The organism is Streptosporangium sp. NPDC001559, assembly GCF_042893955.1.
In the GTDB taxonomy this organism is placed as follows: Bacteria; Actinomycetota; Actinomycetes; order Streptosporangiales; family Streptosporangiaceae; genus Streptosporangium.
Genome location: NZ_JBIAVG010000009.1, coordinates 206,571 through 231,107, shown reverse-complemented (window position 1 = coordinate 231,107; position 24,537 = coordinate 206,571). Strand labels below are relative to the sequence as shown.

The window sequence follows — 24,537 nt, the reverse complement described above, 5'->3', positions numbered from 1 at the left end:
CGACCCCTCAGGGGGCCGTGGGGGCCGTGGGAGAGCCGGACGCGAGGGCGGCGACGAAGTAGCCGACCCCGTAGGGGGCGTCGGCGTACAGGACCCTCCCGTCGAGGGGGCCGCCCGCCCCCGCCAGGACCCGTAGCGCGGCCCTGCCCTGGACCCACAGCTCCTCGGCCTGTTCCCGGTCGAGCTCCGGCACCTCGCCCCGCCCCAGCGCCTCGACGATCTCCGCGTCGTACGGCAGCGCCCGCGGGTCCAGATATCCCGGTGACTTCTCGGTCAGCCGGGCGGAGCCGTCGGCCATGACCAGCAGCGCGACCCTGTCGTGTTCCTCGGCCAGCCGCGCCCCCAGCCGTGCGCACTCCTCCTCGGAGGCGTCGAACGGCACGGCGTGGAAGGCGGTGGCGGCCATCCCCTCCCGGTCGAGCAGCCACCGGCCCGCCGTCAGGGAGAGCGGCAGCACGGGCTCACCTGCGCCGACCAGGACGTCGGCCCCCCAGGGCGCCAGGCTTCCCGCGGCGTGCGGGCCGTACGCCCCGGCACGGGTCGCGCCGCCGACCACCAGGACCGCCTGGGGCCCGGCCTCACGCAGGCCGCCGACCGCGGCCGCGCAGGCGGCCCTCAGCCCGTCGAGCTCGGTGGCGGCCTCACCGGCCAGCTCGGGGAACAGCAACGGAGGATGCGGGCAGACCGCCGCGGCGACAAGCACCTCGTCAGACTAACGGAGCGCTTTGGCCGCCCCGCACTCCTCCGGTCTCGGGGACAACGCTGCGGTTCTCACATTTCCTGATTTTTCACACTGTTGCCTTGTATAGGGCGCGCAAAATGGATCGATCCATATTTGCCGTTTCGCCCTCGCCGGGTTTCCCCGCTCATCGGGAAGCCTGTCCGGGGAAAGAGCCGGAAATACCTGTTCTCCAGGGAAAACACGCACAGGACCCCCGGGTGGCGCGCCAAACTGGACGGAACACGAAACGTTCCCCAGTCTCCGACGGCCCCCGAACTCTCCGGGTCTCCGCGGCCCTCAGGGTTCCCGGGCTCTTTAAGCCTCAGGAAGGAAGTGCGGCTTGTCATACTCCGGGAGGGCGCCGTACGCGTGGCCGTACGCCCTGGCGAGCGTGGTCGTGGCCGCCGGGGTGGCGGGGATCAGCGTCGCGATCGTCACCGGCTCGCCGGAACCGCCCGCCCCCGGGCCGAACCCCGGCCTCAGCCGGGTCGTCACGCGGACACCGGTGGCCGCGCCGTACCCTCCGCCGCTTCCCCCTCGGCCCGCGGCCGTGCTCGTGCCGCCGGTGGCCCGTAAGACGGGACACCGGGCCGAGCGCCTGCCGGCGCACGTGCCCGCGCGTCCTCACCTGCGGCCGCCCGCGCATCCGCAGGGGCGCACCGCGTGGGGTCGTACGCACCCGGCTCCGCGTCAGGTCCCGCGGCACCCGAAGGTCAAGAAACCGATCGGGCGGCCCGCGGCCCCCGCGAGGAGGCCCAGGCCGCAGAGCTTCTGCGACATGCTGGACGGCATCCGCCGCGCCTACTGCGACGCCGTGCTCGACGGCCTCTCGGGCCGCTGACCGACGCTCAGGAGGGGACGGAGCAGCCGGAGTCCTGAACCGCGGGGGCGGCGGGACGGCCGATCGACGGCATGCCGAGCATGACGCCGGAACCACCCGTCGCCGGAGCGCCCTGCCTGGCCTGCCAGGCGTCCCCCGCGCGGGTACGGCGCAGTTCGAGAGCGGGCCCGTCGGCCACCAGGTGGTGCGGCGCGGCGTAGGTGACCTCGACGCGGACCATGTCGCCAGGCCTGGGCACCTCGTCCCCCGGAGTGAAGTGGACCAGGCGGTTGTCGGGGGCGCGGCCGGACAGGCGGTTGGTCGCCTCGTCCTTGCGGCCCTCGCCCTCGGCGACCAGCACCTCCAGCGTCCGGCCGACCTGCTTGCGGTTCTCCTCCCAGGAGATCTCGTTCTGCAGGGCCACGAGACGCTCGTAGCGCTCCTGCACGACCTCCTTGGGCACCTGCCCGTCCATGGTCGCCGCGGGCGTGCCCGGACGGATGGAGTACTGGAAGGTGAAGGCGTTGGCGAAGCGGGAACGGCGCACGACCTCCAGGGTCTCCTGGAAGTCCTCCTCGGTCTCGCCGGGGAAGCCGACGATGATGTCGGTGGAGATGGCGGCGTCGGGCATGGCGGCGCGGACCCGCTCGATGATGCCCAGGTAGCGCTCGGCCCGGTAGGAGCGGCGCATCGCCTTCAGGACCCGGTCGGAGCCGGACTGCAGGGGCATGTGGAGCTGGTGCATCACGTTGGGCGTCTCGGCCATGGCCGCGATGACGTCGTCGGTGAACGCGGCCGGGTGCGGGCTGGTGAAACGGACCCGCTCCAGACCCTCGACGTCGCCGCAGGCCCTCAGGAGCTTGCCGAAGGCCAGCTTGTCGCCGAACTCGACGCCGTAGGTGTTGACGTTCTGGCCGAGGAGGGTGATCTCCAGCACCCCCTGGTCGACCAGGGTCCGCACCTCGCTGAGGACGTCGCCGGGACGGCGGTCCTTCTCCTTGCCGCGCAGCGAGGGCACGATGCAGAAGGTGCAGGTGTTGTTGCACCCGACGGAGATCGAGACCCAGGCGGCGTAGGCCGACTCGCGCTTGGTCGGCAACGTGCTCGGGAAGGTCTCCAGCGACTCCTTGATCTCGACCTGCGCCTCCTGCTGGACACGCGCCCGCTCAAGCAGCACCGGCAGCGAGCCGATGTTGTGCGTGCCGAAGACCACGTCGACCCAGGGCGCCCTGCGGACGATCTCCCCCTGGTCCTTCTGCGCCAGGCAGCCACCGACGGCGATCTGCATGCCGGGGTTGCCGACCTTCGAGGGGCGCAGGTGCCCGAGGTTGCCGTAAAGCCGGTTGTCGGCGTTCTCCCGCACGGCGCAGGTGTTGAACACGACCACGTCGGCGACCTGCCCCTCGGGCGCGGGGACGTAGCCCGCGTCCTCGAGAAGGCCGGAAAGGCGCTCGGAGTCGTGCACGTTCATCTGGCACCCGTAGGTACGAACCTCGTACGTGCGGGCGCTCTCCACGGTGGCAGTCATCTCAAGACAAGGGTAGGCGCTCCGCCGACCCCGAGGTACGGCCAGAGCCGTCCCCCCTCCCTGTGGACGCCACGCCGGGGATCACCGGGGAGGATCCCGCCGAACCATTCGAACAGCCCTTTATGCCGGTGGATCTCATCGAGATATGACAGAAAACAACAAACCTTTACCCGGAGTAAGGGGGATGTGATCTGATCGGTACCTCAGGGTTAGCCCGAGGTGCCGATCACGGATTTACGTTGTGTTTCATGACGGAGAACGGGGAAGCGACTCCTCTGGTCGTCCTCACGAACGTGAACAAGCATTTCGGCAACCTGCACGTCCTGCGTGACATCAACCTGACGATCTCCAGGGGGGAGGTCGTCGTGGTCATCGGCCCCTCGGGAGGCGGGAAGTCGACCCTGTGCCGGACGATCAACAGGCTGGAGACCGTCGACGACGGCACGGTCACCTTCGACGGGCGCCCGCTCCCCGCGGAGGGCAGGGCACTGGCCATGCTCAGGGCCGAGGTCGGCATGGTGTTCCAGTCCTTCAACCTGTTCGCGCACAAGACGATCCTGGAGAACGTCACCCTCGGCCCGGTCAAGGTACGCCGCCTGGGCAAGGCCGAGGCCCGCGCGCTGGGCATGGAGTTGCTGGAGCGGGTCGGCATCGGCGCCCAGGCGGCGAAGTACCCCGCCCAACTCTCCGGCGGCCAGCAGCAGCGCGTGGCCATCGCCCGCGCCCTGGCCATGAACCCCAAGATGATCCTGTTCGACGAGCCGACCTCGGCGCTGGACCCGGAGATGGTCCAGGAGGTCCTCGACGTCATGATCGGCCTGGCCGCCGACGGCATGACGATGATGGTCGTCACCCACGAGATGGGGTTCGCCCGCCGCGCGGCCGACCGGGTGGTGTTCATGGCCGAGGGCCGCATCGTCGAGGAGAGCACTCCCGAGGAGTTCTTCACCTCCGCCAGGACCGACCGGGCCAGGGACTTCCTCTCCAAGATCCTTACGCACTAGGGCCGCCGGTATCTCTCAAGGGAAGACGAGGTAGCAGGATGCGTGTACAGCGTGCCGGAACCGTACTGGTCGCGGTGGCCGCCATGGTGGCCGGACTCACCGCGTGCGGTGGCGGCAGCGGCGGCGGCAAGTTCGTCGTGGGCATCAAGTTCGACCAGCCCGGGCTCGGCCAGAAACAGCCGGACGGCTCGTTCAAGGGCTTCGACGTGGACGTGGCGAGATACGTCGCCAAGCAGCTCGGCTACCAGGACGACCAGATCGAGTTCAAGGAGGCCATCTCGGCCAACCGGGAGCCGTTCATCCAGCAGGGCCAGGTCAACATCGTCGCCGCGACCTACTCGATCACCGACGACCGCAAGAAGAAGATCTCCTTCGCCGGGCCGTACCTCGTCACCGGTCAGGACATCCTGACCCGCGCCGACGACACGACGATCAACGGGGAGGAGGACCTGAGGAACAAGAAGGTGTGCGGCGCCCAGGGCTCCTCCTCGCCCAAGCGCCTGGTCGACAAGTTCGGCGAGGCGTGGAAGAGCCAGTACCTCACCGAGCAGCAGGGCTACGGCGCCTGCCTGCCGCTGCTGGAGAACAAGCAGGTGGACGCGATCTCCACGGACGCGACGATCCTGGCCGGGTTCGCCGCCCGGTCGCCGGGCAAGTTCCGCCTCGTCGGCAAGCCCTTCTCCGAGGAGAAGTACGGCATCGGCCTGAAGCTGGAGGACAAGGACACCCGCGAGAAGATCAACAAGGCTCTGGAGAAGATGTTCGCCGACGGAAGCTGGAAGAAGGCCGTGGACGCCAACTTCGGTGAGTTCGGCAAGTTCTTCACCACGCCGCCGACCATCGAGCGCTACTGACCCGTCCCCGGGCCGGGGCGCGTCCCGGCCCGGGTTCCCTGGAGGGAACGAGTGCAGGCACTCCTCGACGAATTCCCGGCCATCCTGAGCGCCTTCTGGCTGACGATACGGCTCACCCTCGCCAGCGGGGCCGCGGCGCTGGTCCTCGGGACGATCCTGGCCGCGATGCGGGTCAGCCCGCTGCCCGTGCTGCGCGGCATCGGCACGGTCTACGTCAACACCCTGCGGAACACGCCGCTGACCCTGGTGATCGTCTTCTGCGGGCTCGGCCTGGGCCTGGTGCTGGACATCTCGTTCTCCACGAGCCTGTCCACGAACTACCTCTGGCTGTCGATCATCGGGCTGTCCGCCTACACGGCCGCGTTCGTCTGCGAGGCGATCAGGTCCGGGATCAACACCGTGCCGGTCGGCCAGGCCGAGGCGGCCCGCGCCATCGGCCTGACCTTCTCCCAGAACCTCAGGCTGATCGTGCTGCCCCAGGCGCTGCGCGCGGTGGTCGCCCCGCTGGGCAGCATCCTGATCGCGCTGACCAAGAACACCACGATCGCCGCGGCCATCGGCGTGACCGAGGCCTCGCTGACGATGAAGACGCTCTTCGAGGCACACGGTGACTCGGTCGTCCCGATCTTCTTCGGGTTCGCCCTCGGCTTCCTGATCCTGACGCTGCCGACCGGGCTGCTGTTCACCTGGCTGTCCAGGCGGCTGGCGGTGGTCCGATGAACGCGCGCTCGGCCGACGTCCTCTACGACGCCCCCGGGCCACGCGCCCGGACGCGCAACACCGTGCTCACGGTGCTGGTCGTCGTGGCGGCGCTGCTGGCCGCCTACCTGATGGTGACCAAGCTCGGCGAGAAGAACCAGCTCGACCCGGCCCTGTGGACGCCGTTCCTGCGGGGCGACGTGTGGCTCAACCTGATCGTGCCCGGCCTGCTGAACACCCTGAGCGCGGCACTGGTCGCCTCACTGATCGCGGTGCCGTTCGGGTTCGTCCTGGGCATCGGGCGGCTGTCCGACCGCGCCGTGATCCGCGTCCCCGCGGGTGTGGTGGTGGAGTTCTTCAGGGCGATCCCGCTGCTCATCATGATCTTCGCGGTGATGTACGGCGGGAGCGCGGTCTTCGGGCTCACCGTGACCCCGTTCGCCGCCGTGGTCGTCGGCCTGGTCCTGTACAACGGGTCGGTGCTGGCGGAGATCGTGCGGGCGGGCATCCAGGCCGTGCCGCGCGGCCAGTCGGAGGCGGCCTACGCCGTCGGCCTGCGCAAGGGCCAGGTCATGCGGATGATCCTGCTGCCGCAGGCGGTCACGGCCATGATGCCGGCGATCGTCTCGCAGCTCGTGGTGCTCCTGAAGGACACGGCACTGGGGTTCATCGTCTCCTTCGAGGACCTGTTGAACGCGGGGGCGCGCGTGCTGCCGTCCAACTTCAACAACCTCATCCCCTCCGTGTTCGTCATCGCGATCGTCTACATCATCATCAACCTGGCCGTCGGCGCCGTCGCCACCTGGCTGGAGAGACGCAGCCGCCGAAGCCGCAGGACCACGGCCGCTCCGGTCGAACCCCCCGGGGCGATCGTGGTGTCCGGAACGACCCCCGGCGTCTCCGCGGTCGACTGACGGGGTCCGGGAAAATTTGATCATCACTGTTTGGGAGGCTGCTTCAGGTGAGCATGGGAAACGAATTTCCGCACGCCGCGAGGGATGAGGACCATACCGGCGACACGGGACGGGTTATCGGGCAGGATGGCGCCATGTCCCCCGAGCAGGTCGTCCGGCCGTATGCCACCTGGCCCTCTCCGATCTCGACCACGGGTGTCGCCCGGTCAGGGCTGCGCCTGGGGTTCCCGACGGTGTCGGGAACCCAGATGTGGTGGACCGAGGACCGCCCCCTTGAGGGCGGCCGCACCACGATCGTGCGGCAGGAGGCCGACGGCACACGCACGCAGCTCCTGGCGGCTCCGTGGAACGCCAGGACCCGCGTCCACGAGTACGGCGGGCGGCCGTACGCCCTGGTCCCCGGTGGCGGTCTGGTGTTCGCCAACTTCGCCGACCAGCGCCTCTACCTTCTGGCCCCCGGCTCCGAACCCGAGCCCCTCACCCCGGAGCCCGAGCACGAGTGCGGCCTGCGCTACGCCGAGATGACCGTCCACGACGGGCGGATCCTGTGCGTGCGCGAGCGGCACGACGCCGAAGGACGGGTGAGCCGCTCGATCGTCTCCATCCCGCTGGACGGCGGGGCCGAGACGCGCGAGCTGGTCGGCGGGAGCGACTTCTACGCCTTCCCCACCCTGTCGCCCGACGGCGAACACCTGGCCTACGTCTGCTGGGACCACCCCCGTATGCCGTGGAACGGCACCGAGATACGGGTCACCCGGCTCTCCGACGGCCTGACCAGGACGGTGGCCGGAGGTCTTGAGGAGTCGGTCCTGGCCCCCTCCTGGCGCGACGACCTGAGCCTGTACTTCATCTCCGACCGCTCCGGCTGGTGGAACCTCTACCTGAGCGGCGTCGGCGGCGCCCCCGCGCGGGCGCTCCACCCCCTCCAGGAGGAGTGCGCCGGGCCGCTGTGGCAGCTCGGCGGAGCACCGTACGCGCCGCTGGCCGACGGGCGGATCGTCCTGCTGCACGGCCGGGGAGATCTGCGCCTGGGCGTGCTCGACCCCGAGGACGGCACGCTGACCGACCTCGAAACCCCCTACGACGGCTGGCACCCGTCCCTGTCGTGTGACGGGCAGGCGGTGGCCGCGATCGCCTACGGCCCGGCGATCCCCCGCGCCGTCGTCCGGCTCGACCCCGCGACGGGGTTCGCCGAGGAGTTCCGGCGCGACGCCACCGAACTGCCCGATCCCGCCTACCTGCCCCTTCCCCGGGCCGTCGAGTTCGACGGCAGATCCGGGCGCCGGGTGCACGCGATCGTCTACCCGCCCGTCAGCCCCGAGGCCAGGGGCGAGGGGCCCGCGCCGTACGTGGTCTTCGTGCACGGCGGTCCGACCGCGCACAGCATCAGCGCGCTCGACCTGGAGAAGGCCTTCTTCACCAGCAGGGGCATCGGCGTGCTCGACCTCAACTACGGCGGCTCCACCGGGTACGGCCGCGCCTACCGCGACCTGCTGCACGAGCAGTGGGGGATCGTCGACGTCGAGGACGCGGTCTCCGCCGCCGAGTGGCTGGCCGCCGAGGGGCTCGCCGACTCACGGCGGATCGCGATCAGGGGCGGCAGCGCGGGTGGCTGGACGGTCATGGCCGCCTGCTGCGCCTCCGACGCGTTCGCGGGCGGCGTCTCCTACTACGGGGTGAGCACGCTCGCCTCGTTCGTGACCACCACCCACGACTTCGAGTCCCGCTACATCGACTGGCTGGTCGGTGCGGACCCCGCGCTGTACGGTCCCCGTGAACCGCTGAGCATGGTCTCCAAGGTGACCTGCCCGATGCTTCTGCTGCAGGGACTGTCCGACCCGGTGGTGCCTCCGGAGCAGTCTCAGGCCTTCGCCGACGCCCTGGCCGAGCGCGGCATCCCGTGCACCTACCTCACCTTCGAGGGAGAGTCACACGGCTTCCGCCGCGCTGAGACCCGAAGCACGGCCCTGGCCACCGAGCTGGCCTTCTACCAGCAGATCTTCCACTCCTGACGGCTCCCGCACGCCGGGTGGCCCCGCGCCTGGACGACCCCTATCGGGCGAACTCCGTGGCGCGGGACTCCCGGACCACGGTGATGCGGATCTGACCGGGGTAGGTCAGCTCCTCCTCGACCTGCTTGGCCACGTCCCGGGCGATCACCTGGGCCTGGATGTCGTCGATCGCGTCGGGTTTGACCATGACCCTGATCTCTCTGCCCGCCTGCATGGCGAAGACCTTCTCGACGCCGTCGTAGGAGGTGGCGATCTCCTCCAGCCGCTCAAGGCGCTTGACGTACGCTTCGAGGGACTCTCGCCTGGCCCCCGGCCTGCCACCGCTGATCGCGTCCGCGGCCTGGGTGAGCACGGCCTCGACGGTCCTGACCTCGACCTCGTTGTGGTGGGCCTCGATCGCGTGGACCACGTCCTCGTGCTCGCCGTACCGTCTGGCGATCTCGGCGCCGATGAGCGCGTGGCTGCCCTCGACCTCGTGGGTGAGCGCCTTGCCGATGTCGTGCAGGAGCGTGCAGCGCTTGAGCAGCAGAGGGTCGAGCCGGAGTTCGGCCGCCATGATCCCGGCGATGTGGGCGGACTCGACCAGGTGGCCGAGCACGTTCTGCCCGTAGGAGGTGCGGTAGCGGAGCTGGCCGAGGAGGGTGACGAGTTCGGGGTGCATCTCGGTGATGCCGAGTTCGACCAGCGCGTCCTCACCGGCGCGCACGCACAGGTCCTGGACCTCGGCCCTGCTGCGCTCGTGGGCCTCCTCGATGCGCTGCGGATGGATGCGCCCGTCGAGGACGAGCTTCTCCAGCGTCAGCCTGGCGGTCTCTCTGCGGACCGGGTCGAAGCACGACAGCAGGACCGCCTCGGGGGTGTCGTCGATGATCAGATTGACCCCGGTGGTCGACTCGAAGGCACGGATGTTGCGGCCCTCACGACCGATGATGCGGCCCTTCATCTCGTCGCCCGGCAGGTGCAGGACGCTGACGACGGACTCGGCGGTCTGCTCGGTGGCCACCCGCTGGACCGCCAGTGTCACGATCTTGGTGGCGCGCTTCTCCCCTTCTTTGCGGGCCTGGCCCTCGATCTCTCTGACGATCAGGGCGGCCTCACGTTTGGCCTGGTTCTCGATCTCTTTGACCAGCTCGGTCTTGGCCTGTTCGCCGGTGAGCCCGGCCACCCGCTCCAGGACGGCCCTGCGCTCCTGGGCGGCCCGGTCGAGGTCCTCGCGACGGTCGGCGAGCTCGGTCTCCGTCTCGGCCAGTTTGCGAGCCCGCTCGGCCTGGCGCCTGGCCTCCTCGTCGAGCCGCTGCTCCCGTTCGGCGAGCCGCTTCTCCCTGCGTTCGAGGTCGGAGCGGAACTCCTTGAGCTCCTGCTTCAGGAGCCTGCTCTCGGCCTCCGCCTCCTTGCGCAGCCCGGCGGCGGCCTCCACGGCGGCCTCCGACCTGCGCAGAAGGTCTCCGGCGTCGTTCTCCGCCTTGGCGCGGATCTCGGCGGCCTCCTGCCTGGCCACCTCGAGTTCGGTCTGGATCTCCTCAAGCTGCTCGGGTGAGGGACCGCTCGGCCGTCCCGGTGCTCCGCCGGTACGGCGTAGCAACACGATCAGCGCGGCTATCATCGCCACGGCGAGAACCGCGACCGCGACCGTCAAAGTGACGACCACAACCGAATTCATGCGCGCCCCGCCCTCCTCGCGTTGCCAATAGCAAGACACGAGGCGTCACACGCACGGCACGGAAGGTCCACATGGTGGTATCACCAGGACATATGTTGATCCGGGAGCGACGCCGCATCAGCCCATCCCACCGGCTCTGTCGCCTGCCCGCATCCATCAAGCTTGTTCGTCCGCAATTTACCGTTATGACAATCCGCGCTGCGCGGAGTAACTCCTCACTGCCGTCGAGGTTAAGCGTCAAAGAGGTAACGGGCAAGCAAAGGCGCACCGGGAAACACTCGAACGCGAAGCGACCCCCCTTTCCCTCGTGCGGCACGGCCGCAGGACGCACCGGCCTCCCCGGCCACACTCGGCCGCTCCGGTTTCGCCGAGGGCGACGACATCCGTCAGGACCTGGGCAGCGACCGTACGGAATGGGAGGGACGCCCGGGGTGACGAGTTCCCGGGTCAATCCTCTGGGTAATCGTGTTCGTCCATGGAAGAGGGTGAGGAGGGGAAATTGTCCGCCTCCTCGCTCTCCAGCGCCTCACGGATCACCCGGAAGGCCAACCCGGGGCCATAGCCCTTTCTGGCGAGCATGCCCGCCAGCCTGCGGGTCCTGACCGCGGGATCCAGGCCACGGGTCGAGGACAGCCTGCGCGTGACCAGGGCGCGTGCCGTCTCGGCCTCCCGCTCGGGGTCGAGCCGTTCGACCGCGTCCTTGACGATGTCCTCGTCGACCCCTCGGTGACGCAGCTCCGAGGCGAGCGCCTTCCTGGCCAGCCCCCGCCCCGCGTGACGGGAGCTCACCCACGCCTCGGCGAACGCCTCGTCATCGATGAGACCGACCTCGGAGAAACGCTCCAGCACCGCCTCGGCGGCCTCCTGTGGCACCTCGCGCCGCTGGAGCGCCTCGGCGAGCTGGGCCCGGGTGCGTGGCGCCATGGTCAGCAGCCGCAGGCAGATCGCTCGAGCCACCGCCTGCGGATCGGCGTCGGGCCCCCGGGCCGCCGCCGACCCCTCGGCCGGACCGTCGGGCAGGAGACCGTCCCCCTCCCCCGCGCGCCCGGCGCGCCTCCCCCGGGCACGCGTGCCGCGGGAGGAGCCCCGGCCGCGCCGGTTGCGCCGGGTGTCCTCCGAGTCGGGCCAGGCACCCCAGTCTCGCGGCCCGGCCTCACCGGCCGGACCGGAATCAGGTCCCGTCGTCATCGGTCAGCCCGGATCAGGCGTCGCCCGGCTTGGGGGTCGAGGCCTTGGAGCCACGGCCGGAGGAGGCGGCGGGGGCCGGAGCGGCGGGCGGCGGGGTGGCGGGGCTGTCCAGGCGGGGGCCGATGCCGAGCTTCTCCTTGATCTTCTTCTCGATCTCGTTGGCGATGTCGGGGTGGTTCTTCAGGAAGTTACGGGCGTTCTCCTTACCCTGGCCGAGCTGGTCGCCCTCGTAGGTGTACCAAGCGCCGGACTTGCGGACGAAGCCGTGCTCGACGCCCATGTCGATCAGGCCGCCCTCGCGGGAGATGCCGACGCCGTAGAGGATGTCGAAGTCGGCCACGCGGAAGGGCGGGGCCATCTTGTTCTTGACGACCTTCACCCGGGTGCGGTTGCCGACCGCCTCGGTGCCGTCCTTCAGCGTCTCGATGCGGCGGATGTCGAGACGGACCGAGGCGTAGAACTTCAGCGCCTTTCCACCGGTCGTGGTCTCGGGCGAGCCGAACATGACGCCGATCTTCTCGCGGAGCTGGTTGATGAAGATCGCGGTGGTGCCGGTGTTGTTGAGCGCGCCCGCGACCTTGCGCAGCGCCTGGGACATCAGGCGGGCCTGGAGGCCGACGTGGCTGTCGCCCATCTCGCCCTCGATCTCGGCCTTCGGCACCAGGGCCGCGACCGAGTCGATGACCAGCAGGTCGACGGCGCCGGAACGGATCAGCATGTCGGCGATCTCGAGCGCCTGCTCACCGGTGTCGGGCTGGGAGACCAGCAGCGCGTCGGTGTCGACGCCGAGCTTCTTGGCGTACTCGGGGTCGAGGGCGTGCTCGGCGTCGATGAAGGCCGCGATGCCGCCGGCCCGCTGGGCGTTGGCCACGGCGTGCAGGGCGACCGTGGTCTTACCGGAGGACTCGGGACCGTAGACCTCGATGATGCGGCCCCTCGGGAAGCCGCCGATGCCGAGGGCGACGTCGAGCGCGATGGAACTGGTCGGGATCACCTCGATGGGCGCGCGGGCCTCGTCACCGAGTCGCATGACGGAGCCCTTGCCGAACTGCCGCTCGATCTGGGCGAGGGCGGTCTCAAGCGCCTTCTCGCGGTCGTTAGCTGCCATGGGAGCCCCCCTGGAGGGTCGCGGGTTGGATCGGTTGCCAGAAAGCTACGGGGTGCCACCGACATTTTCCGGAGAGCACGCCGAGGAGCGTCAGCGCGTCCAATATAGCCGAACGATTGTTCGAGCGAGGCCGGACGACAGCGCATGTTCCGGGGCGCGCGGGACGGCCCATCCCATCCGGAAGGCGATATTTCCGAGAATTCCCCCATGCCTGTTGCCAGGGGGCTGACCTGGGGCGATCCTGGGGGCAGCCGACCCTGAGGTGCCGACGTGACCAGCACGTTCAGCCAGCAACGTCTGACCTACCTTGGGTCCCTGTCCGCCGAACTGTCGCGGCAGGGGCTGGCCAGCCGCATGGTCGGCGGGGACGACCCGGTGCTGTGGGTGTGGCATCCGGAGAGCCTGAGGCAGACGATCGTCTTCGCCACCCCGGCCGGAGACGGATGGCTCTTCCTGTGGTCCCCCGACGGCCGGGAGAAGGCAGGGGACCCCCGCGGGACCGCGGAGTCCCTCGACCGGCTGTTGAGCACCCCCGACCCCGGCCCCTGATCCGCGCACGGCGAGACGCCGCGCCCGGGGGCCGGGGAACCTACGGGTGACGCACCCCGACCGTCCCGCGCGGGCCGGACGCCCTTACCTCCGTCGCCCTCCGCCGTGGCGTACGTCGTCCGGCCCGCGCCCGCCCGGTCTGCCTGCCGGTTACGGCGGTGACGACCGCGCGCTCCGGCGGATAGGGATCGGCGGGTTTCCAGTCCCGGCCGTCACGGGTGTCCGCGCCGAAACGCGGTACAACCACGGCCAGGAACACGGCCGCGGCCAGGAAAAAGAGAAAATTGGTCATTTTCCAGTCCACTTCCATTGCCCACTGCGTCCATCCTTGGCACCCTTGGCACAAGTGGCCAGATCCAGTAGAGGGAAAAATGGACCGTATTTCCACCGAGCGTGACATTGTCACGCTCCTCGGTGACTGGGCGGCGGGCCGAGGCCCTCTCTATCGCAAGCTCGCGGACGCGCTGGTGCGGGCCGTCGGGGACGGCCTGCTCCTCCCCGACGACCGGTTGCCCTCCGAACGCGGGCTGGCCGACGCGCTCCAGGTGAGCAGGGCCACCGTGGTCGCGGCCTACCAGGAGCTGCGGGGCGCGGGCCTGCTGTCGAGCCGGCAGGGAAGCGGCACCAGGATCGCCTCGGACGTCAAGGTGCGCAGGCCGACCGCCGACGGGCGGGTGCCCGGCGGCACCGCGATGACCATCTTCCAGCGGCTGATCGACGGCCCCGGCGAACTGATCTCCGTCGCGGTCGCGGCGGGCGGGGCGGCGCCCGAGCTGGCCGTCGCGCTGCGCGAGCTGGTCCGCGACGACCTGGACGACCTGCTTTCCGGGCCCGGCTACCACCCCTCCGGGCTTCCTGAGCTGCGTGAGGCGATCGCGGGTTACCTGACGAGGAACGGCCTGCCGACCGCGCACGACGAGATCGTGGTGACGACGGGCGCGCACCAGGGCCTGGTCCTGGTGACCGAGCTGTACGTCAGCCAGGGGGCGACGGTGCTGGTCGAGTCGCCCAACTGGCCCGGTTGCCTGGACGTGTTCCGCTCCGCCGGGGCGCGCCTGGTGACCGTACCGCTCGACGAGGAGGGGCCTGAGATCCACGCGCTCGGCGCCATGTTGCGGGAGCGCAAACCCTCGCTCCTCTATCTCATGCCGACCTACCACAACCCGACCGGGGTGCTCATGTCGGCGGCGCGCAGGCGCAGGATCGCGGAGCTGGCCGCCGAGCACGAGGTGCCCGTCCTCGAGGACAACGCCTACATGACCTACCACGCGGAGCCGGGGGTCGTGCCCGCGCCGCTCGCGGCCTACGCGCCGCCCGGCACGGAGATGCTCTCGCTCGGCTCACTCGCCAAGGCCGTCTGGGGCGGCCTGCGCATCGGGTGGGTCCGCGGGCCCGCCGAGATCGTGCAGCGCCTCTCCCGGCGCAAGGTCCTCGCCGACATCGGCAGCCCGGTGATCGACCAGGCCCTCGCGGCCAGGCTGATGCCCCGTCTCGACCGGATCCTCGCCGAACGGGCCAAGGAGCTCAGCCTGCAGCTCGACCACATGGACGCCCTGCTGCGGGACCGGCTGCCGAGCTGGCGCTGGCGGCGCCCCGACGGCGGCGGCGCCCTGTGGGTCGAGCTGCCCGGTGTCGACGCCATGGCCTTCGCCCAGGTCGCCGTACGGCACGGCGTCGACGTGGTGCCCGGCGCCGTGATGGACCCGGACGGCGGGCACACCAACCACATCAGGCTGCCCTTCACCTTCGCCCCCGAGACCCTCGACGAACTCGTCCACCGGCTCGCCCGTGCCTGGTCGGAGATCGCCAGGCACGGGCCCGCGCCCGCCGTACAGGTCGTGGTCTGAGAGACGGCTAGAGGTTCGCGGCCTGGCGTCTGCGCATCAGGCCGTAGATCATGATCCGCATGACGGGCCTGTCCCGGTCGTCGAGGAACTCCCCGCGCTGCTGGAGGATTCCGCAGTCGGGCCTGGACAGGGAGGCCGCGAGCCCGACGACCGTCACCCGGCCGGTCAGGACGTCCCCCGGTCTGACCGGCCGCAGCCAGCGCAACTCGTCCACGCCCGGGGAGACCTCGGCCTCGGCGTGCAGCAGCACCCCCTCCGTGTAGAGCCTCATGAACGTCGCCGTCACGTGCCAGCCGCTGGCGATGAGGTCCTCGTGGTCGAGGTGACGGGGCTGCGGGTCGTACGCCTGGGCGAACCGCACGATCTCCTCGTGGGTGATCTTCTGGCTGCCCAGCTCGAAGACGTCCCCGACGTGGAAGTCCTCAAAGGCGCGCGGCATCGGCGGCCCCTTCCCTTCCCGCCGCGAGCCTGTCCGCCAGGCGGGGGAACAGGGCCAGGGCGTTGTCCCGGAAGGGGATGTCCCCGGCGTCCGCCAGGTGGCGCAGGGTCCCGGAGACGACCGCGTCCCGCATGAACGGGAAGTCCGTGCCGAACAGGACGTTCTCCTTGCCGGTCACCTCGGCCAGGCAGGCCAGTGTCGCGGGCGAGGCCGCCTGGGCCGTCTCGTAGTACAGCCGCCGCAGCTCTCCCGCCACGTCCAGCTCGCCCGCCCCCGGCAGTACCCAGGTCGCCGCCAGTTCCAGCCGCCAGGCCAGGAACGGCACCGTGCCGCCCGCGTGGGCCAGGACGAACCGGATGTCGCGGCAGCGGCCGAGGGTGCCGCCGAAGAGCAGGTCGGCGACCGCCCGCGTGGTGTCCATGACGAAGTCGACCAGCGGCGGCGGGACCTTGGCGGCGAACCCGGGCCCGCCGACGCAGTCACACCGGTAGGCCGGGTTCGGATGAACGAAGACCACGGCCCCGCGCCGGTCGAGTTCGTCGAAGACCGGGGCGAACGCCGGGTCCCCCAGGTAACGGCCGTCGGCCAGGCTCGCGCTCATGACGACCCCGTCGAGGCCGAGCACGTCGAGCGCGTACTCGATCTCCGCCAGGGTCGTCTCGACGTCGGGCATGGGCAGGACGGCCAGGGCGCCGAACCTGCCGGGGAAGTCGCGCACCAGCTCGGCCGACCACTCGTTCGCCTGCCGTACCAGGGAGGCTGCGCCCTGGCCGAGCGCGGCGTCCGGCAGCAGTATCGACAGGATCGCCGCCCGGACGTCGTTGGCGTCCATCACCCTGAGGGAGTCCTCGACCGTCCACTCGGGGAGGGGGACGCCCGGTGCCATGTGCGTCACCCCTCTCCGGCGCAGCTCGGCGATCAGCGGCGGGTGGTAGCTGTGGTGGTGCACGTCGATCCAGCCGCCGCCCATCTCAGGTCGTCGCGATCTTCGGCAGCCGGCTCAGCGCCTCGTCCAGCTGGGCCTGGGGGATCGCGTAGTCCTCGAGCTGACCCGCCAGGTAGGCGTCGAAGGCGCCCAGGTCGAAGTGGCCGTGCCCGGACAGGCCGAACAGGATCGTGCGCTCGCTCCCCTCCTCCTTGGCCGCGAGCGCCTCCTGCACGGCGCCGCGCAGCGCGTGCGAAGACTCGGGCGCCATGATGAACCCCTCGCTCCTGGCGAACCGCACGGCCTCGGCGAACACCTCGTTCTGGTCGTAGGCGCGGGCCTCGATGTAGCCCTGCTCGTGCAGCGCGCACAGGGTCGGGGCGTCCCCGTGGAAGCGCAGGCCACCCGCGTGGATGGGCGCGGGCATGAAGTCGTGACCGACGGTGCGCATGGGCAGCAGCGGCCCGAGCCCGGCCGAGTCGGGGTAGTCGTAGGTGTAGGCGCCCCGGGTGAGCGTCGGGCAGGCGGTCGGCTCCGCCGCGATGAACCTGGTCCCCGGCCGCTCCCCGGAGAGGCGGTCGGCCATGAAGGGGAAGACCAGCCCGGAGAAGTTGGAGCCCCCGCCGACGCACCCGACCACGACGTCGGGGTAGTCGCCCGCCATCTCCAGCTGGCGCTTGGCCTCAAGACCGATGACGGTCTGGTGCAGCACCACGTGGTTCATGGCCGAGCCGAGCGCGAACTTGGTGTCGTCGTGGGCCAGGGCGTCCTCGACGGCCTCGCTGATGGCGATGCCCAGGCTGCCGGGCGAGTCGGGGTCCTTGGCGAGGATGTCGCGGCCCGCCTGGGTGCGGCTGGTCGGGGAGGGGAAGACCTCTGCGCCCCAGGTGTGCATGAGCGAGCGGCGGTAGGGCTTCTGCTCGTAGGAGGCGCGCACCATGTAGACCGTGACGGCGACGCCGAACAGGCTGCCCGCGAAGGACAGCGCCGAGCCCCACTGTCCCGCGCCGGTCTCGGTCGTCAGCCGCCGCACGCCCTCGTTGGCGTTGTAGTAGACCTGCGGGATCGCGGTGTTGGGCTTGTGCGATCCCGCGGGCGAGACGCCCTCGTACTTGAAGTAGATCTTCGCCGGGGTGTCCAGCGCCTTCTCCAGCCGGTCGGCCCGCACCAGGGGGCTCGGCCGCCACATCCGGTAGAGGTCCCGCACCTGCTCGGGGATGTCGATCCAGCGCTCCGGGGAGAACTCCTGCTCGATCACCGCCTGCGGCAGCAGCGGCGCGAGGTCCTCAGGACGCAGCGGCTCGTGCGTGACGGGGTTGAGGTACGGCGGCAGCGGGGCGGGCAGGTCGGGCAGGATGTTGTACCACTGCTGGGGCAGGTCGTTCTCCGCCAGGATGAACTTCTTCACGGATCTCCCGGTCCTTCCGTTCGGAACTGCGGCTAGAACTGCGGCGCCGCGCTGGGGGCGCGCAGCGTGCCGAGGTGCTTGTGCCAGAGATGATCAGGATTCTCCTCGACCTGGCGGGTGATCTCTCGCATTTTGGTCAAAGCCACCGGCTCGCCTCCGTCGTAGACGTCTCCCTGGAGCATCTTGAGCACGTCGAGGCGGTACCTCGGGTCGGCGACGAAGGCCGTGAACAGGATGTTGAGCCGGTAGTAGATGGAGATGAACTCGTACCAGTTGCTCACGGCGTTGCGCAGTTTGCCCTCGTAGTTCGCGAAGGAGGGCTTGGTGAAGTCGCCCCGCTCCGCCGCCGCGAGGATGTCGTAGGAGGCGATCCTGGCGCTGTTCATGGCCACGCTGACGCCGCTGGAGAAGATCGGGTCGACGAAACGGGCCGCGTCGCCGATCATCAGCCAGCCGTCGCCGCAGATCTCCCGCATGGCGTAGCTGTAGTCGCCCTCCGGCTTGAACGGCTTGACCTGCTTGCTCGCGCGCAGCGCCTCGGCCAGCTCGGGGCGGCTCTCCACGCACCTCCAGAAGAAGGTCTCCCAGTCGGATCCGGCCTCGCTGAAGTGCTTCTTCTGCGTGACGACCCCGATGCTGGTGATCGTCTCGGTGATGGGGATCTGCCACACCCAGGTGTCGGTGATGGGCAGGAAGTGGACGAAGATGTAGTCGGTCTGCTCCTTGTCGACCGACAGCGCGCCGCGGTCGAGCCCGTCGAACCAGGTGTGAATCGCGTACTGGTTGAACACCGGGTCGGAGACCTTGAGCTTGAGCTGCCTGCCGAGGAAGGTGTTGCGCCCGCTGGCGTCGATCACCATCCTCGCCCGCACGTCCGTCTCCCTGCGGCCCATGCTGAAGACCAGCTTGGGCTCAGGCTCGGAGAAGTCGACCCGGCGCACCCGGATGCCCTCGTAGACCTTGGCGCCGAGCGACTCGGCGTGCTGCAGCAGGATCAGGTCGAACCGCCCGCGGTCCACGTGGTAGGTGTAGTCCTGGTTGACCCCGGCCTGGTCGCGCTCGCTGAAGTCGATCTCGGCCGTCCCGAACCCGTGGGAGACCTCGAAGCCCAGGGTGGGGATCTTCGCGTCGATCGCCGAGGTCCAGGCGGCGCCGTACTTCCTGGGGAAGCCCGCGGCCTCGATCTTCGGCAGCGCGCCGATGTCGGAAAGCACGGGGGTGGTCGCGGGGATCAGGGACTCCCCCACGTGCTCGCGCGGGAAGATCGCGCCCTCGAACACGCCGCAGGACAGCCCGGCCTGCGACAGGTAGGAGGCCATCGTGGATCCCGCGGGACCGCCTCCGATGATCGCGATGTCGAAGTCAACGTCAGACATGATTGGCCTTCCCCTCGTGGACACGTTCACGGGCGCACCGGTACACGTTCACTCGCTGCCGAGCCGTACGACGAGACCGCTGATGCTCCGCAGGTCCTTGAAGTTCCCGCCGACCATCTCCTCCATGGGAATCTCGATCCCGTACTGTTCCCTGATGAATCCGACGAGCCGGGTGGTCGTGAGCGAATTGAGAATTCCCCATTCGAGCAACGGGGTCTCCGGCTCGATCTCCACGTCCGAGGTGTCAAGGATTCTCTCCTGCAGGTATTTGCGGAGTACGTCGGAGACCTCCGACTCGTTCATTCGCAGCTCCCGTCTCATGGGTGACCCGTCGGGCGGTCACGCCGCCGTGGCCGTCGCTCCGGGCACGACCACCGGCATGAGACTACGAAGCGGTGCCCTGACTGTCCTCCTGACAAATATTGAACTTCACCCCTCCCGGGCCCCCCTGAGGACAGGTGGACTCCTCATTTGGTAGGGGGGTGGAAAGGACGAGCGGGCAGACCCGTTCCCCACGTTTTCCCGTTTCCGGGGCGGAAGCTTCCGCTGGAATGATGAGGACAGCGGAAAGCGGCCGATCCTAAGCTTCCGAGCGTGGATTTCGCCTGGGATTCCGACCAGCGGGAGCGATACGAGCTGGTCCGGGAAAAGACACGTACATGGCCGGTGACCGAGAACGGGTTCCTCACCCGTGAGGACTGGGGGCGGTGCGCGGCGCTGGGCCTGACGGGCCTGTCCGTGCCCGCCGAGTACGGCGGCGGCGGACTCGGCTTCCTGGACACGGCGCTGACCGTGGAGGCGTTCGGCCGGGGCTGCCAGGACATGGGGCTGGTCTTCGCCACCATGGCGCACCTGTTCGCCTGCGCGATGCCCATCGCCGAGCACGGCGGCGCGGAGCTGCGGGCGGCGACGCTCCCCGGTCTGTGCTCCGGTGAACTGGTCGGCGCCAACGCGATCACCGAGGACGAGGCGGGCTCGGACGTCACCGCGATGACGACGCGCGCGGTCCGCGACGGCGACGACTACGTCATCACCGGGGTCAAGTCCTTCGTGAGCAACGCGCCGATCGCGGACGTCTTCACGGTCTACGCCTCGACCGACCCGGCCTTCGGGCACATGGGGGTCAGCGCGTTCGCCGTGTCACGCGGCACGCCGGGACTGACCGTCGGCGAGCCGTTCCGCAAGGTGGGGCTGGAGAGCGTCCCCGCCGCGCGGGTCAGGCTCGACGGGTGCCGTGTCCCGGCGGACGCCATGCTCGGCGTGCGGGGGCAGGGGGCGGCGATCTTCCAGTCCTCGATGCGCTGGGAGCGCACCTGCCTGTTCGCCGGCTACCTGGGCCTGACCGAACGGCTGCTCGACGCGGTCGTCGAGCACTCCGGGGAGCGCAGGCAGTTCGGCCGCCGTGTCTCCGACAACCAGGCGGTCTCGCACCGCATCGCGCGGCTGCGGCTGCGCCTTGAGGCGGCGCGGTTGCTGCTGTGGCGGGCCTGCTGGCGGCTCGACCGGGGCGAGCGCGCCGTACTCGACGTCGCGATGGCCAAGCTCGCGATCAGCGAGGGCGCGGTGCAGGCCGGTCTCGACGCCGTGCAGATCTTCGGCGGGGCGGGCATCCGCGGCGAGGCGGGGGTGGAGCGCGCGCTGCGGGACGCGCTGCCCTCGACCGTCTTCTCCGGCACCACGGAGATCCAGCTCGAACAGATCGTCAAGGAGCTGGGGCTGTGAGACTGCACGAACTCGTCCGCCGGAACGCCCGCCGCACCCCCCAGGCGCTCGCCGTCGCGGGGCCGGACGCCACCCTGACCTACGGCGAACTGGACGCCGAGGCCGACCGCCTGGCGCACGCGCTGGCCGCGACCGGCGTACGGCGGGGCGACCGGGTGGCGCTCTGGCTCGACAAGTCGGCGCGGGCCGTGGTCGCGACCCAGGCGGTGCTGCGCCTGGGGGCCGCCTACGTGCCCGTCGATCCGCTCAGCCCGGTCGAGCGGGCCGTCCACCTGGTGCGGGACTGCGCGCCGAGCGCCGTGGTCGCCTCCCCCGAGCGCCTGCGGACACTGGAGCTCAACGGCGTGGACGTCCCGGCGCCCGGCCCGGGACCCGAGGGAACCCCGCCGCCGCTGCCGGAGCCGGACGGGACGGCCGACGACCTGGCCTACATCCTGTACACCTCGGGCTCGACCGGCGTGCCGAAGGGCGTCTGCCTGTCGCACCGCAACGCGCTGGCCTTCGTCGGGTGGGCCGCCGCCGAGCTTGGGGCCGTCCCCGCCGACCGCTTCGCCAACCACGCCCCCTTCCACTTCGACCTGTCGGTGCTGGACCTGTACGTCGCCTTCCACGCGGGGGCCTCGGTGCACCTGATCCCGCAGGAGACGGCCTACGCCCCGCGCCTGCTGGTCGACTTCCTGCTGGACCGGCGGATCACCGTGTGGTACTCGGTGCCCTCGGCGCTGATCCTGATGGCCCGCGACGGCGGGCTGCTCGACGCGCGCCCCTCGGCGCTGCGCGCGCTGCTGTTCGCCGGCGAGCCGTACCCGGTGACACATCTGCGCAGGCTCCGCGAGCACCTGCCCGGGGTGCGCATGCTCAACCTGTACGGCCCGACGGAGACCAACGTGTGCACCTTCCACGAGGTCGGCGAGGTGGCCGGGGACAGGACCATGCCCGTTCCGATCGGGCGGGCCTGTTCCGGTGACCGGGTGTGGGCGGTCAGGCAGGACGGGGGCGTGGCGGGCCCCGGCGAGGAGGGTGAGCTGGTCGTCGACGGGCCGACGGTGATGCTGGGGTACTGGGGCTCCGCGCCGCAGGCCGGGCCGTACGCGACGGGTGACCTGGTGCTGCTGCAGGACGACGGCGACTACCGCTTCCTCGGCAGACGTGACGGACAGGTCAAGATCCGGGGGTACCGGGTCGAGATCGGCGAGATCGAGGCGGTGTTGCAGGCCCATCCAGCCGTCGGCGACGCGGCGGTCGTGCTGACCGGCGGCGGGATAGACGCCAGGCTGGTCGCCTACCTGGTGCCCTCGGGGGCCGAACGCCCGAACCTGCTGGAGATCAAGCGCCACTGCGCGGCCTCGCTGCCCCGGCACATGATCGTCGACGCCGTCCGGCACGTCGACGAGCTGCCCAGGACACCGAACGGCAAGGTCCACCGCCGCCTGCTCACCTCGGAGGCACGATGACGCCGACGCCCACGGGCACGGTCGAACTCGATCCCCGCCCGTCGGGGGCCCCTGTCTCACGCCGCGGGGCGGGCGCCGCCGTCTACGCCCTGACCGCGATCCTGCCCGCGCTGGCGGCCGTGGGCCTGCTGGTGATGCTGGGGACCTCGGCGGGCACGGCGCGGACGGTGGGACCGTCCGCCTCCGGTCCCGTCGAGCACAGCGTCCAGCTGTTCGCCGCGATAGCCGTGGTCATCCTGGCCGCCAGGCTCTTCGGGTGGCTGGCCAAGAGCGTGGGGCAGCCGCCCGTCGTCGGGGAGATCTTCGCCGGGCTCTGCCTCGGGCCCTCGGTGCTCGGCGCGCTGCTGCCCGGCGCGAGCGCCTGGCTCTTCCCCGCCGAGGTGCGTCCCGTCCTGCAGGGCCTGGCCGACCTGGGGCTGATCGCCCTGATGTTCGTGGTCGGCCAGGAGACGAGGCAGACCTCCTTCCGCGGTCAGGGCGGGGCCGCCGTGACGATCGCCCACGCGGGCATCGCGGGTCCCTTCCTCGGCGGCGCGCTCCTGGCGAGCCTGCTGTACCGCGACTGGGCCGGGCCGCAGGCCAGCCCGGTGGTCTTCGCGATGTTCCTCGGCTCCGCCCTGTCGATCACCGCCTTCCCGGTGCTCGCCCGCATCCTGGTCGAGCGGGACATGTTCCGCACCCCTCTGGGCAGGCTGAGCATGTTGTGCGCGGCGATCGCCGACGTGGTCGCCTGGTGCCTGATCGCCGTGATGACCGCGGTCGCGGGCCGGGACACCCCGGCCAGGGCGGCGCTCACCGTGACACTGGTGCTCGCCTACGGCGTCGTGATGACCTGGCTGGTCCGCCCCTGGCTGGCCAGGATTCTCACCGCGCTTGAGAACCGGCCGGAGATACGCCTGCTGGTGCTGCTGGCGGGCCTGCTCGCCTCCTCCGCGGTGACCTCGGCGATCGGGATCCACGCCATCTTCGGCGCGTTCCTGTACGGCCTGTGCTGCCCCTCCGGATCCCTGTCCCGGCTGACCGAGCGGATCAACTCCGTCTCGGGACTTCTGCTGCTGCCGTTCTTCTTCGTGGGCACGGGGCTGCGCACGGACGTCTGGCGCAGCGGGCTCGACGCCTCGCTGCTCGGCGTCACCGCGCTCGTCGTGGTGGTCTCGATGCTGGGCAAGCTGGCCGGTCCGATGCTGATGGCCCGCTCGACCGGGCTGAGCTGGCCCGACTCGGCCTCGCTCGGAGTGCTTCTCAACGCCAGGGGCCTGACGGAGCTGGTGGTGCTCAACCTCGGGCTCGCCCTGGGGATGCTCAGCGAACGGCTGTTCGTCGTGCTGGTCGCCATGGCGCTGGTGACGACCGCCGCGACGGCCCCGTTACTCTCGCTGCTCGGCCGCCTGACGGCCCGCCGGCGAGAGGGAGGGGCCCGTCGGCTGTAGCCCGATCAGCAGGCCCACGACGACGAGGGCGGCCCCGGCGAACTCCGGCCAGCCGGGGTGACCCGTCCCCAGGACGACGGCGGCGACGATGGTGCCCAGCGGCAGGAATCCGGAGAACAGGCCCGCCCGTTCCGCGCCGAGCCGGGGCAGCGCGTCGTACCAGCAGAAGAACGCGAAGGCGGTGACCACGACGGCCAGGTAGGCGAGCGCCCCCGCCTCCGAGGGCGTGGGCGTCCGCAGCATCCGCGGTCCGTCGACGACGACCCCGGCGATCAGCAGCAGCGGTACTGAGGCGGCGGCCGAGTAGGCGGCGACCCTGACGGCGCCGAGTTTCGGCAGCAGCGGAATCGCCAGCAGTGAGAAGCCGACCTCTCCGCCGAGCGCGCCGAGTGCGAGCAGCACCCCGACGAGCGTCGCGCCGCCCAGGCCGATCGTGACGGCCGCCCCCGTGGCGACCACGACCGCCGCGACCACGACGTGCGGGGTCGGCCTTCTGCCCTCCATGAGCGGTGTGGCGACCGCGAAGACGATGGGGACGGTGGCCACGATCGTGCCGACCATCGCCGGGTCGGCATAGCGGGTCGACTCGACCACGAACACGTTGAACGCCGCCAGCCCGACCAGGGCCAGTGCGAGGACGAGGAGGATCTCACGGCGGGTCAGCCTGACCGGCGGCAGCCGCCTGGCCTTGACGACGGCGAACAGCAGGACCGCGCCGACGGCGTAGCGCACCGCCTGCCCGCCGTACACGGGATAGCCGTGGAGCGCGGGAGAGACCCCCGTCAGTGTGCCGACGCAGAACATCGCGGTCGCCGCACCGATCATGCCGCGCCGCCTGTCGGCCTTGTCTCGTATGAACGTCACGGGGTGTCATCGTGG

General features: G+C 70.5%; 23 protein-coding genes. 11 read left to right on the top strand and 12 right to left on the bottom strand.

Features of this window, described 5'->3' with window-relative positions; all coding sequences use genetic code 11:
• Positions 1-7 precede the first annotated feature (7 nt).
• Positions 8-703, bottom strand: coding sequence for a class III extradiol dioxygenase subunit B-like domain-containing protein (locus ACFYY8_RS21495; RefSeq protein WP_390043458.1), 696 nt, complete (start codon positions 701-703; stop codon positions 8-10).
• 358 nt (positions 704-1,061) lie between these two features.
• On the opposite strand from ACFYY8_RS21495, the gene ACFYY8_RS21490 reads away from it, so the two are divergent.
• Positions 1,062-1,562, top strand: coding sequence for a hypothetical protein (locus ACFYY8_RS21490; protein WP_390043456.1), 501 nt, complete (start codon positions 1,062-1,064; stop codon positions 1,560-1,562).
• A 7-nt stretch (positions 1,563-1,569) separates the two neighbouring features.
• Here ACFYY8_RS21490 and miaB read toward each other — a convergent pair whose 3' ends face one another.
• Positions 1,570-3,069, bottom strand: coding sequence for a tRNA (N6-isopentenyl adenosine(37)-C2)-methylthiotransferase MiaB (miaB, locus tag ACFYY8_RS21485; protein ID WP_390043454.1), 1,500 nt, complete (start codon positions 3,067-3,069; stop codon positions 1,570-1,572).
• Between the two features lie 248 nt (positions 3,070-3,317).
• Here miaB and ACFYY8_RS21480 point away from each other — a divergent pair, with 248 nt between their 5' ends.
• From ACFYY8_RS21480 to ACFYY8_RS21460, 5 genes are all read left to right on the top strand, one after another.
• A complete protein-coding gene (locus tag ACFYY8_RS21480) occupies positions 3,318-4,073 on the top strand; it encodes an amino acid ABC transporter ATP-binding protein (protein ID WP_390043452.1) in 756 nt (251 codons plus the stop codon).
• 38 nt (positions 4,074-4,111) lie between these two features.
• Positions 4,112-4,927, top strand: coding sequence for a glutamate ABC transporter substrate-binding protein (locus ACFYY8_RS21475; protein ID WP_390043450.1), 816 nt, complete (start codon positions 4,112-4,114; stop codon positions 4,925-4,927).
• 51 nt (positions 4,928-4,978) lie between these two features.
• Entirely contained in the window at positions 4,979-5,647 is a 669-nt protein-coding gene (locus ACFYY8_RS21470; protein ID WP_390043448.1) for an amino acid ABC transporter permease, read from the top strand.
• Positions 5,644-6,540, top strand: a complete 897-nt coding sequence (locus ACFYY8_RS21465) for an amino acid ABC transporter permease (protein WP_390043446.1) — start codon at positions 5,644-5,646, stop codon at positions 6,538-6,540. Before ACFYY8_RS21470 ends, ACFYY8_RS21465 begins: the two co-directional genes overlap by 4 nt.
• 134 nt (positions 6,541-6,674) lie before the next feature.
• Positions 6,675-8,552 carry a S9 family peptidase gene (locus ACFYY8_RS21460; RefSeq protein WP_390043444.1) on the top strand — a complete coding sequence of 626 codons (1,878 nt, stop codon included), beginning with the start codon at positions 6,675-6,677 and terminating at the stop codon, positions 8,550-8,552.
• 40 nt (positions 8,553-8,592) lie between these two features.
• Here the strand turns inward: ACFYY8_RS21460 and rny are convergent, their stop codons facing one another.
• From rny to recA, 3 genes are all read right to left on the bottom strand, one after another.
• Positions 8,593-10,212, bottom strand: coding sequence for a ribonuclease Y (gene rny, locus ACFYY8_RS21455; protein ID WP_390043443.1), 1,620 nt, complete (start codon positions 10,210-10,212; stop codon positions 8,593-8,595).
• Between the two features lie 447 nt (positions 10,213-10,659).
• Positions 10,660-11,400: a recombination regulator RecX gene (gene recX / locus ACFYY8_RS21450; RefSeq protein ID WP_390043442.1), complete on the bottom strand. Its 741-nt coding sequence runs from the start codon at positions 11,398-11,400 to the stop codon at positions 10,660-10,662.
• Between the two features lie 13 nt (positions 11,401-11,413).
• A complete protein-coding gene (gene recA / locus ACFYY8_RS21445) occupies positions 11,414-12,508 on the bottom strand; it encodes a recombinase RecA (protein ID WP_390043441.1) in 1,095 nt (364 codons plus the stop codon).
• A gap of 270 nt (positions 12,509-12,778) precedes the next feature.
• Here recA and ACFYY8_RS21440 point away from each other — a divergent pair, with 270 nt between their 5' ends.
• Positions 12,779-13,057, top strand: a complete 279-nt coding sequence (locus ACFYY8_RS21440) for a hypothetical protein (protein WP_390043440.1) — start codon at positions 12,779-12,781, stop codon at positions 13,055-13,057.
• 40 nt (positions 13,058-13,097) lie between these two features.
• Here the strand turns inward: ACFYY8_RS21440 and ACFYY8_RS21435 are convergent, their stop codons facing one another.
• Entirely contained in the window at positions 13,098-13,349 is a 252-nt protein-coding gene (locus ACFYY8_RS21435) for a hypothetical protein (protein WP_352008551.1), read from the bottom strand.
• A 79-nt stretch (positions 13,350-13,428) separates the two neighbouring features.
• On the opposite strand from ACFYY8_RS21435, the gene ACFYY8_RS21430 reads away from it, so the two are divergent.
• Positions 13,429-14,904 (top strand): PLP-dependent aminotransferase family protein, encoded by a 1,476-nt coding sequence (locus ACFYY8_RS21430; protein WP_390043437.1) that lies wholly within the window; start codon positions 13,429-13,431, stop codon positions 14,902-14,904.
• 7 nt (positions 14,905-14,911) lie between these two features.
• Here the strand turns inward: ACFYY8_RS21430 and ACFYY8_RS21425 are convergent, their stop codons facing one another.
• From ACFYY8_RS21425 to ACFYY8_RS21405, 5 genes are read right to left on the bottom strand one after another with little or no spacing between them, the layout of a single operon-like run.
• A complete protein-coding gene (locus ACFYY8_RS21425) occupies positions 14,912-15,343 on the bottom strand; it encodes a MaoC/PaaZ C-terminal domain-containing protein (protein WP_390043434.1) in 432 nt (143 codons plus the stop codon).
• A complete protein-coding gene (locus ACFYY8_RS21420; RefSeq protein WP_390043432.1) occupies positions 15,327-16,313 on the bottom strand; it encodes an amidohydrolase family protein in 987 nt (328 codons plus the stop codon). The genes ACFYY8_RS21425 and ACFYY8_RS21420 overlap by 17 nt, the downstream gene beginning before the upstream one ends.
• 1 nt (position 16,314) lies before the next feature.
• Positions 16,315-17,676 (bottom strand): TrpB-like pyridoxal phosphate-dependent enzyme, encoded by a 1,362-nt coding sequence (locus ACFYY8_RS21415; RefSeq protein WP_390043430.1) that lies wholly within the window; start codon positions 17,674-17,676, stop codon positions 16,315-16,317.
• Between the two features lie 32 nt (positions 17,677-17,708).
• Positions 17,709-19,052 carry an NAD(P)/FAD-dependent oxidoreductase gene (locus ACFYY8_RS21410; protein WP_390043428.1) on the bottom strand — a complete coding sequence of 448 codons (1,344 nt, stop codon included), beginning with the start codon at positions 19,050-19,052 and terminating at the stop codon, positions 17,709-17,711.
• 48 nt (positions 19,053-19,100) lie between these two features.
• The gene (locus ACFYY8_RS21405; RefSeq protein WP_352008545.1) at positions 19,101-19,355 is read right to left on the bottom strand and encodes an acyl carrier protein; all 255 of its coding nucleotides are present in this window, start codon (positions 19,353-19,355) and stop codon (positions 19,101-19,103) included.
• 363 nt (positions 19,356-19,718) lie between these two features.
• On the opposite strand from ACFYY8_RS21405, the gene ACFYY8_RS21400 reads away from it, so the two are divergent.
• From ACFYY8_RS21400 to ACFYY8_RS21390, 3 genes are read left to right on the top strand one after another with little or no spacing between them, the layout of a single operon-like run.
• Positions 19,719-20,774, top strand: coding sequence for an acyl-CoA dehydrogenase family protein (locus tag ACFYY8_RS21400; protein ID WP_390043423.1), 1,056 nt, complete (start codon positions 19,719-19,721; stop codon positions 20,772-20,774).
• Positions 20,771-22,228, top strand: coding sequence for an amino acid adenylation domain-containing protein (locus tag ACFYY8_RS21395; RefSeq protein ID WP_390043421.1), 1,458 nt, complete (start codon positions 20,771-20,773; stop codon positions 22,226-22,228). The genes ACFYY8_RS21400 and ACFYY8_RS21395 overlap by 4 nt, the downstream gene beginning before the upstream one ends.
• Complete coding sequence (locus ACFYY8_RS21390; RefSeq protein ID WP_390043419.1) at positions 22,225-23,658, top strand: cation:proton antiporter; 1,434 nt, start codon at positions 22,225-22,227, stop codon at positions 23,656-23,658. Before ACFYY8_RS21395 ends, ACFYY8_RS21390 begins: the two co-directional genes overlap by 4 nt.
• Here ACFYY8_RS21390 and ACFYY8_RS21385 read toward each other — a convergent pair.
• Positions 23,596-24,522 (bottom strand): DMT family transporter, encoded by a 927-nt coding sequence (locus ACFYY8_RS21385; RefSeq protein ID WP_390043417.1) that lies wholly within the window; start codon positions 24,520-24,522, stop codon positions 23,596-23,598. The two genes, ACFYY8_RS21390 and ACFYY8_RS21385, sit on opposite strands and share 63 nt — an antisense overlap.
• Between the last annotated feature and the right edge of the window lie 15 nt (positions 24,523-24,537).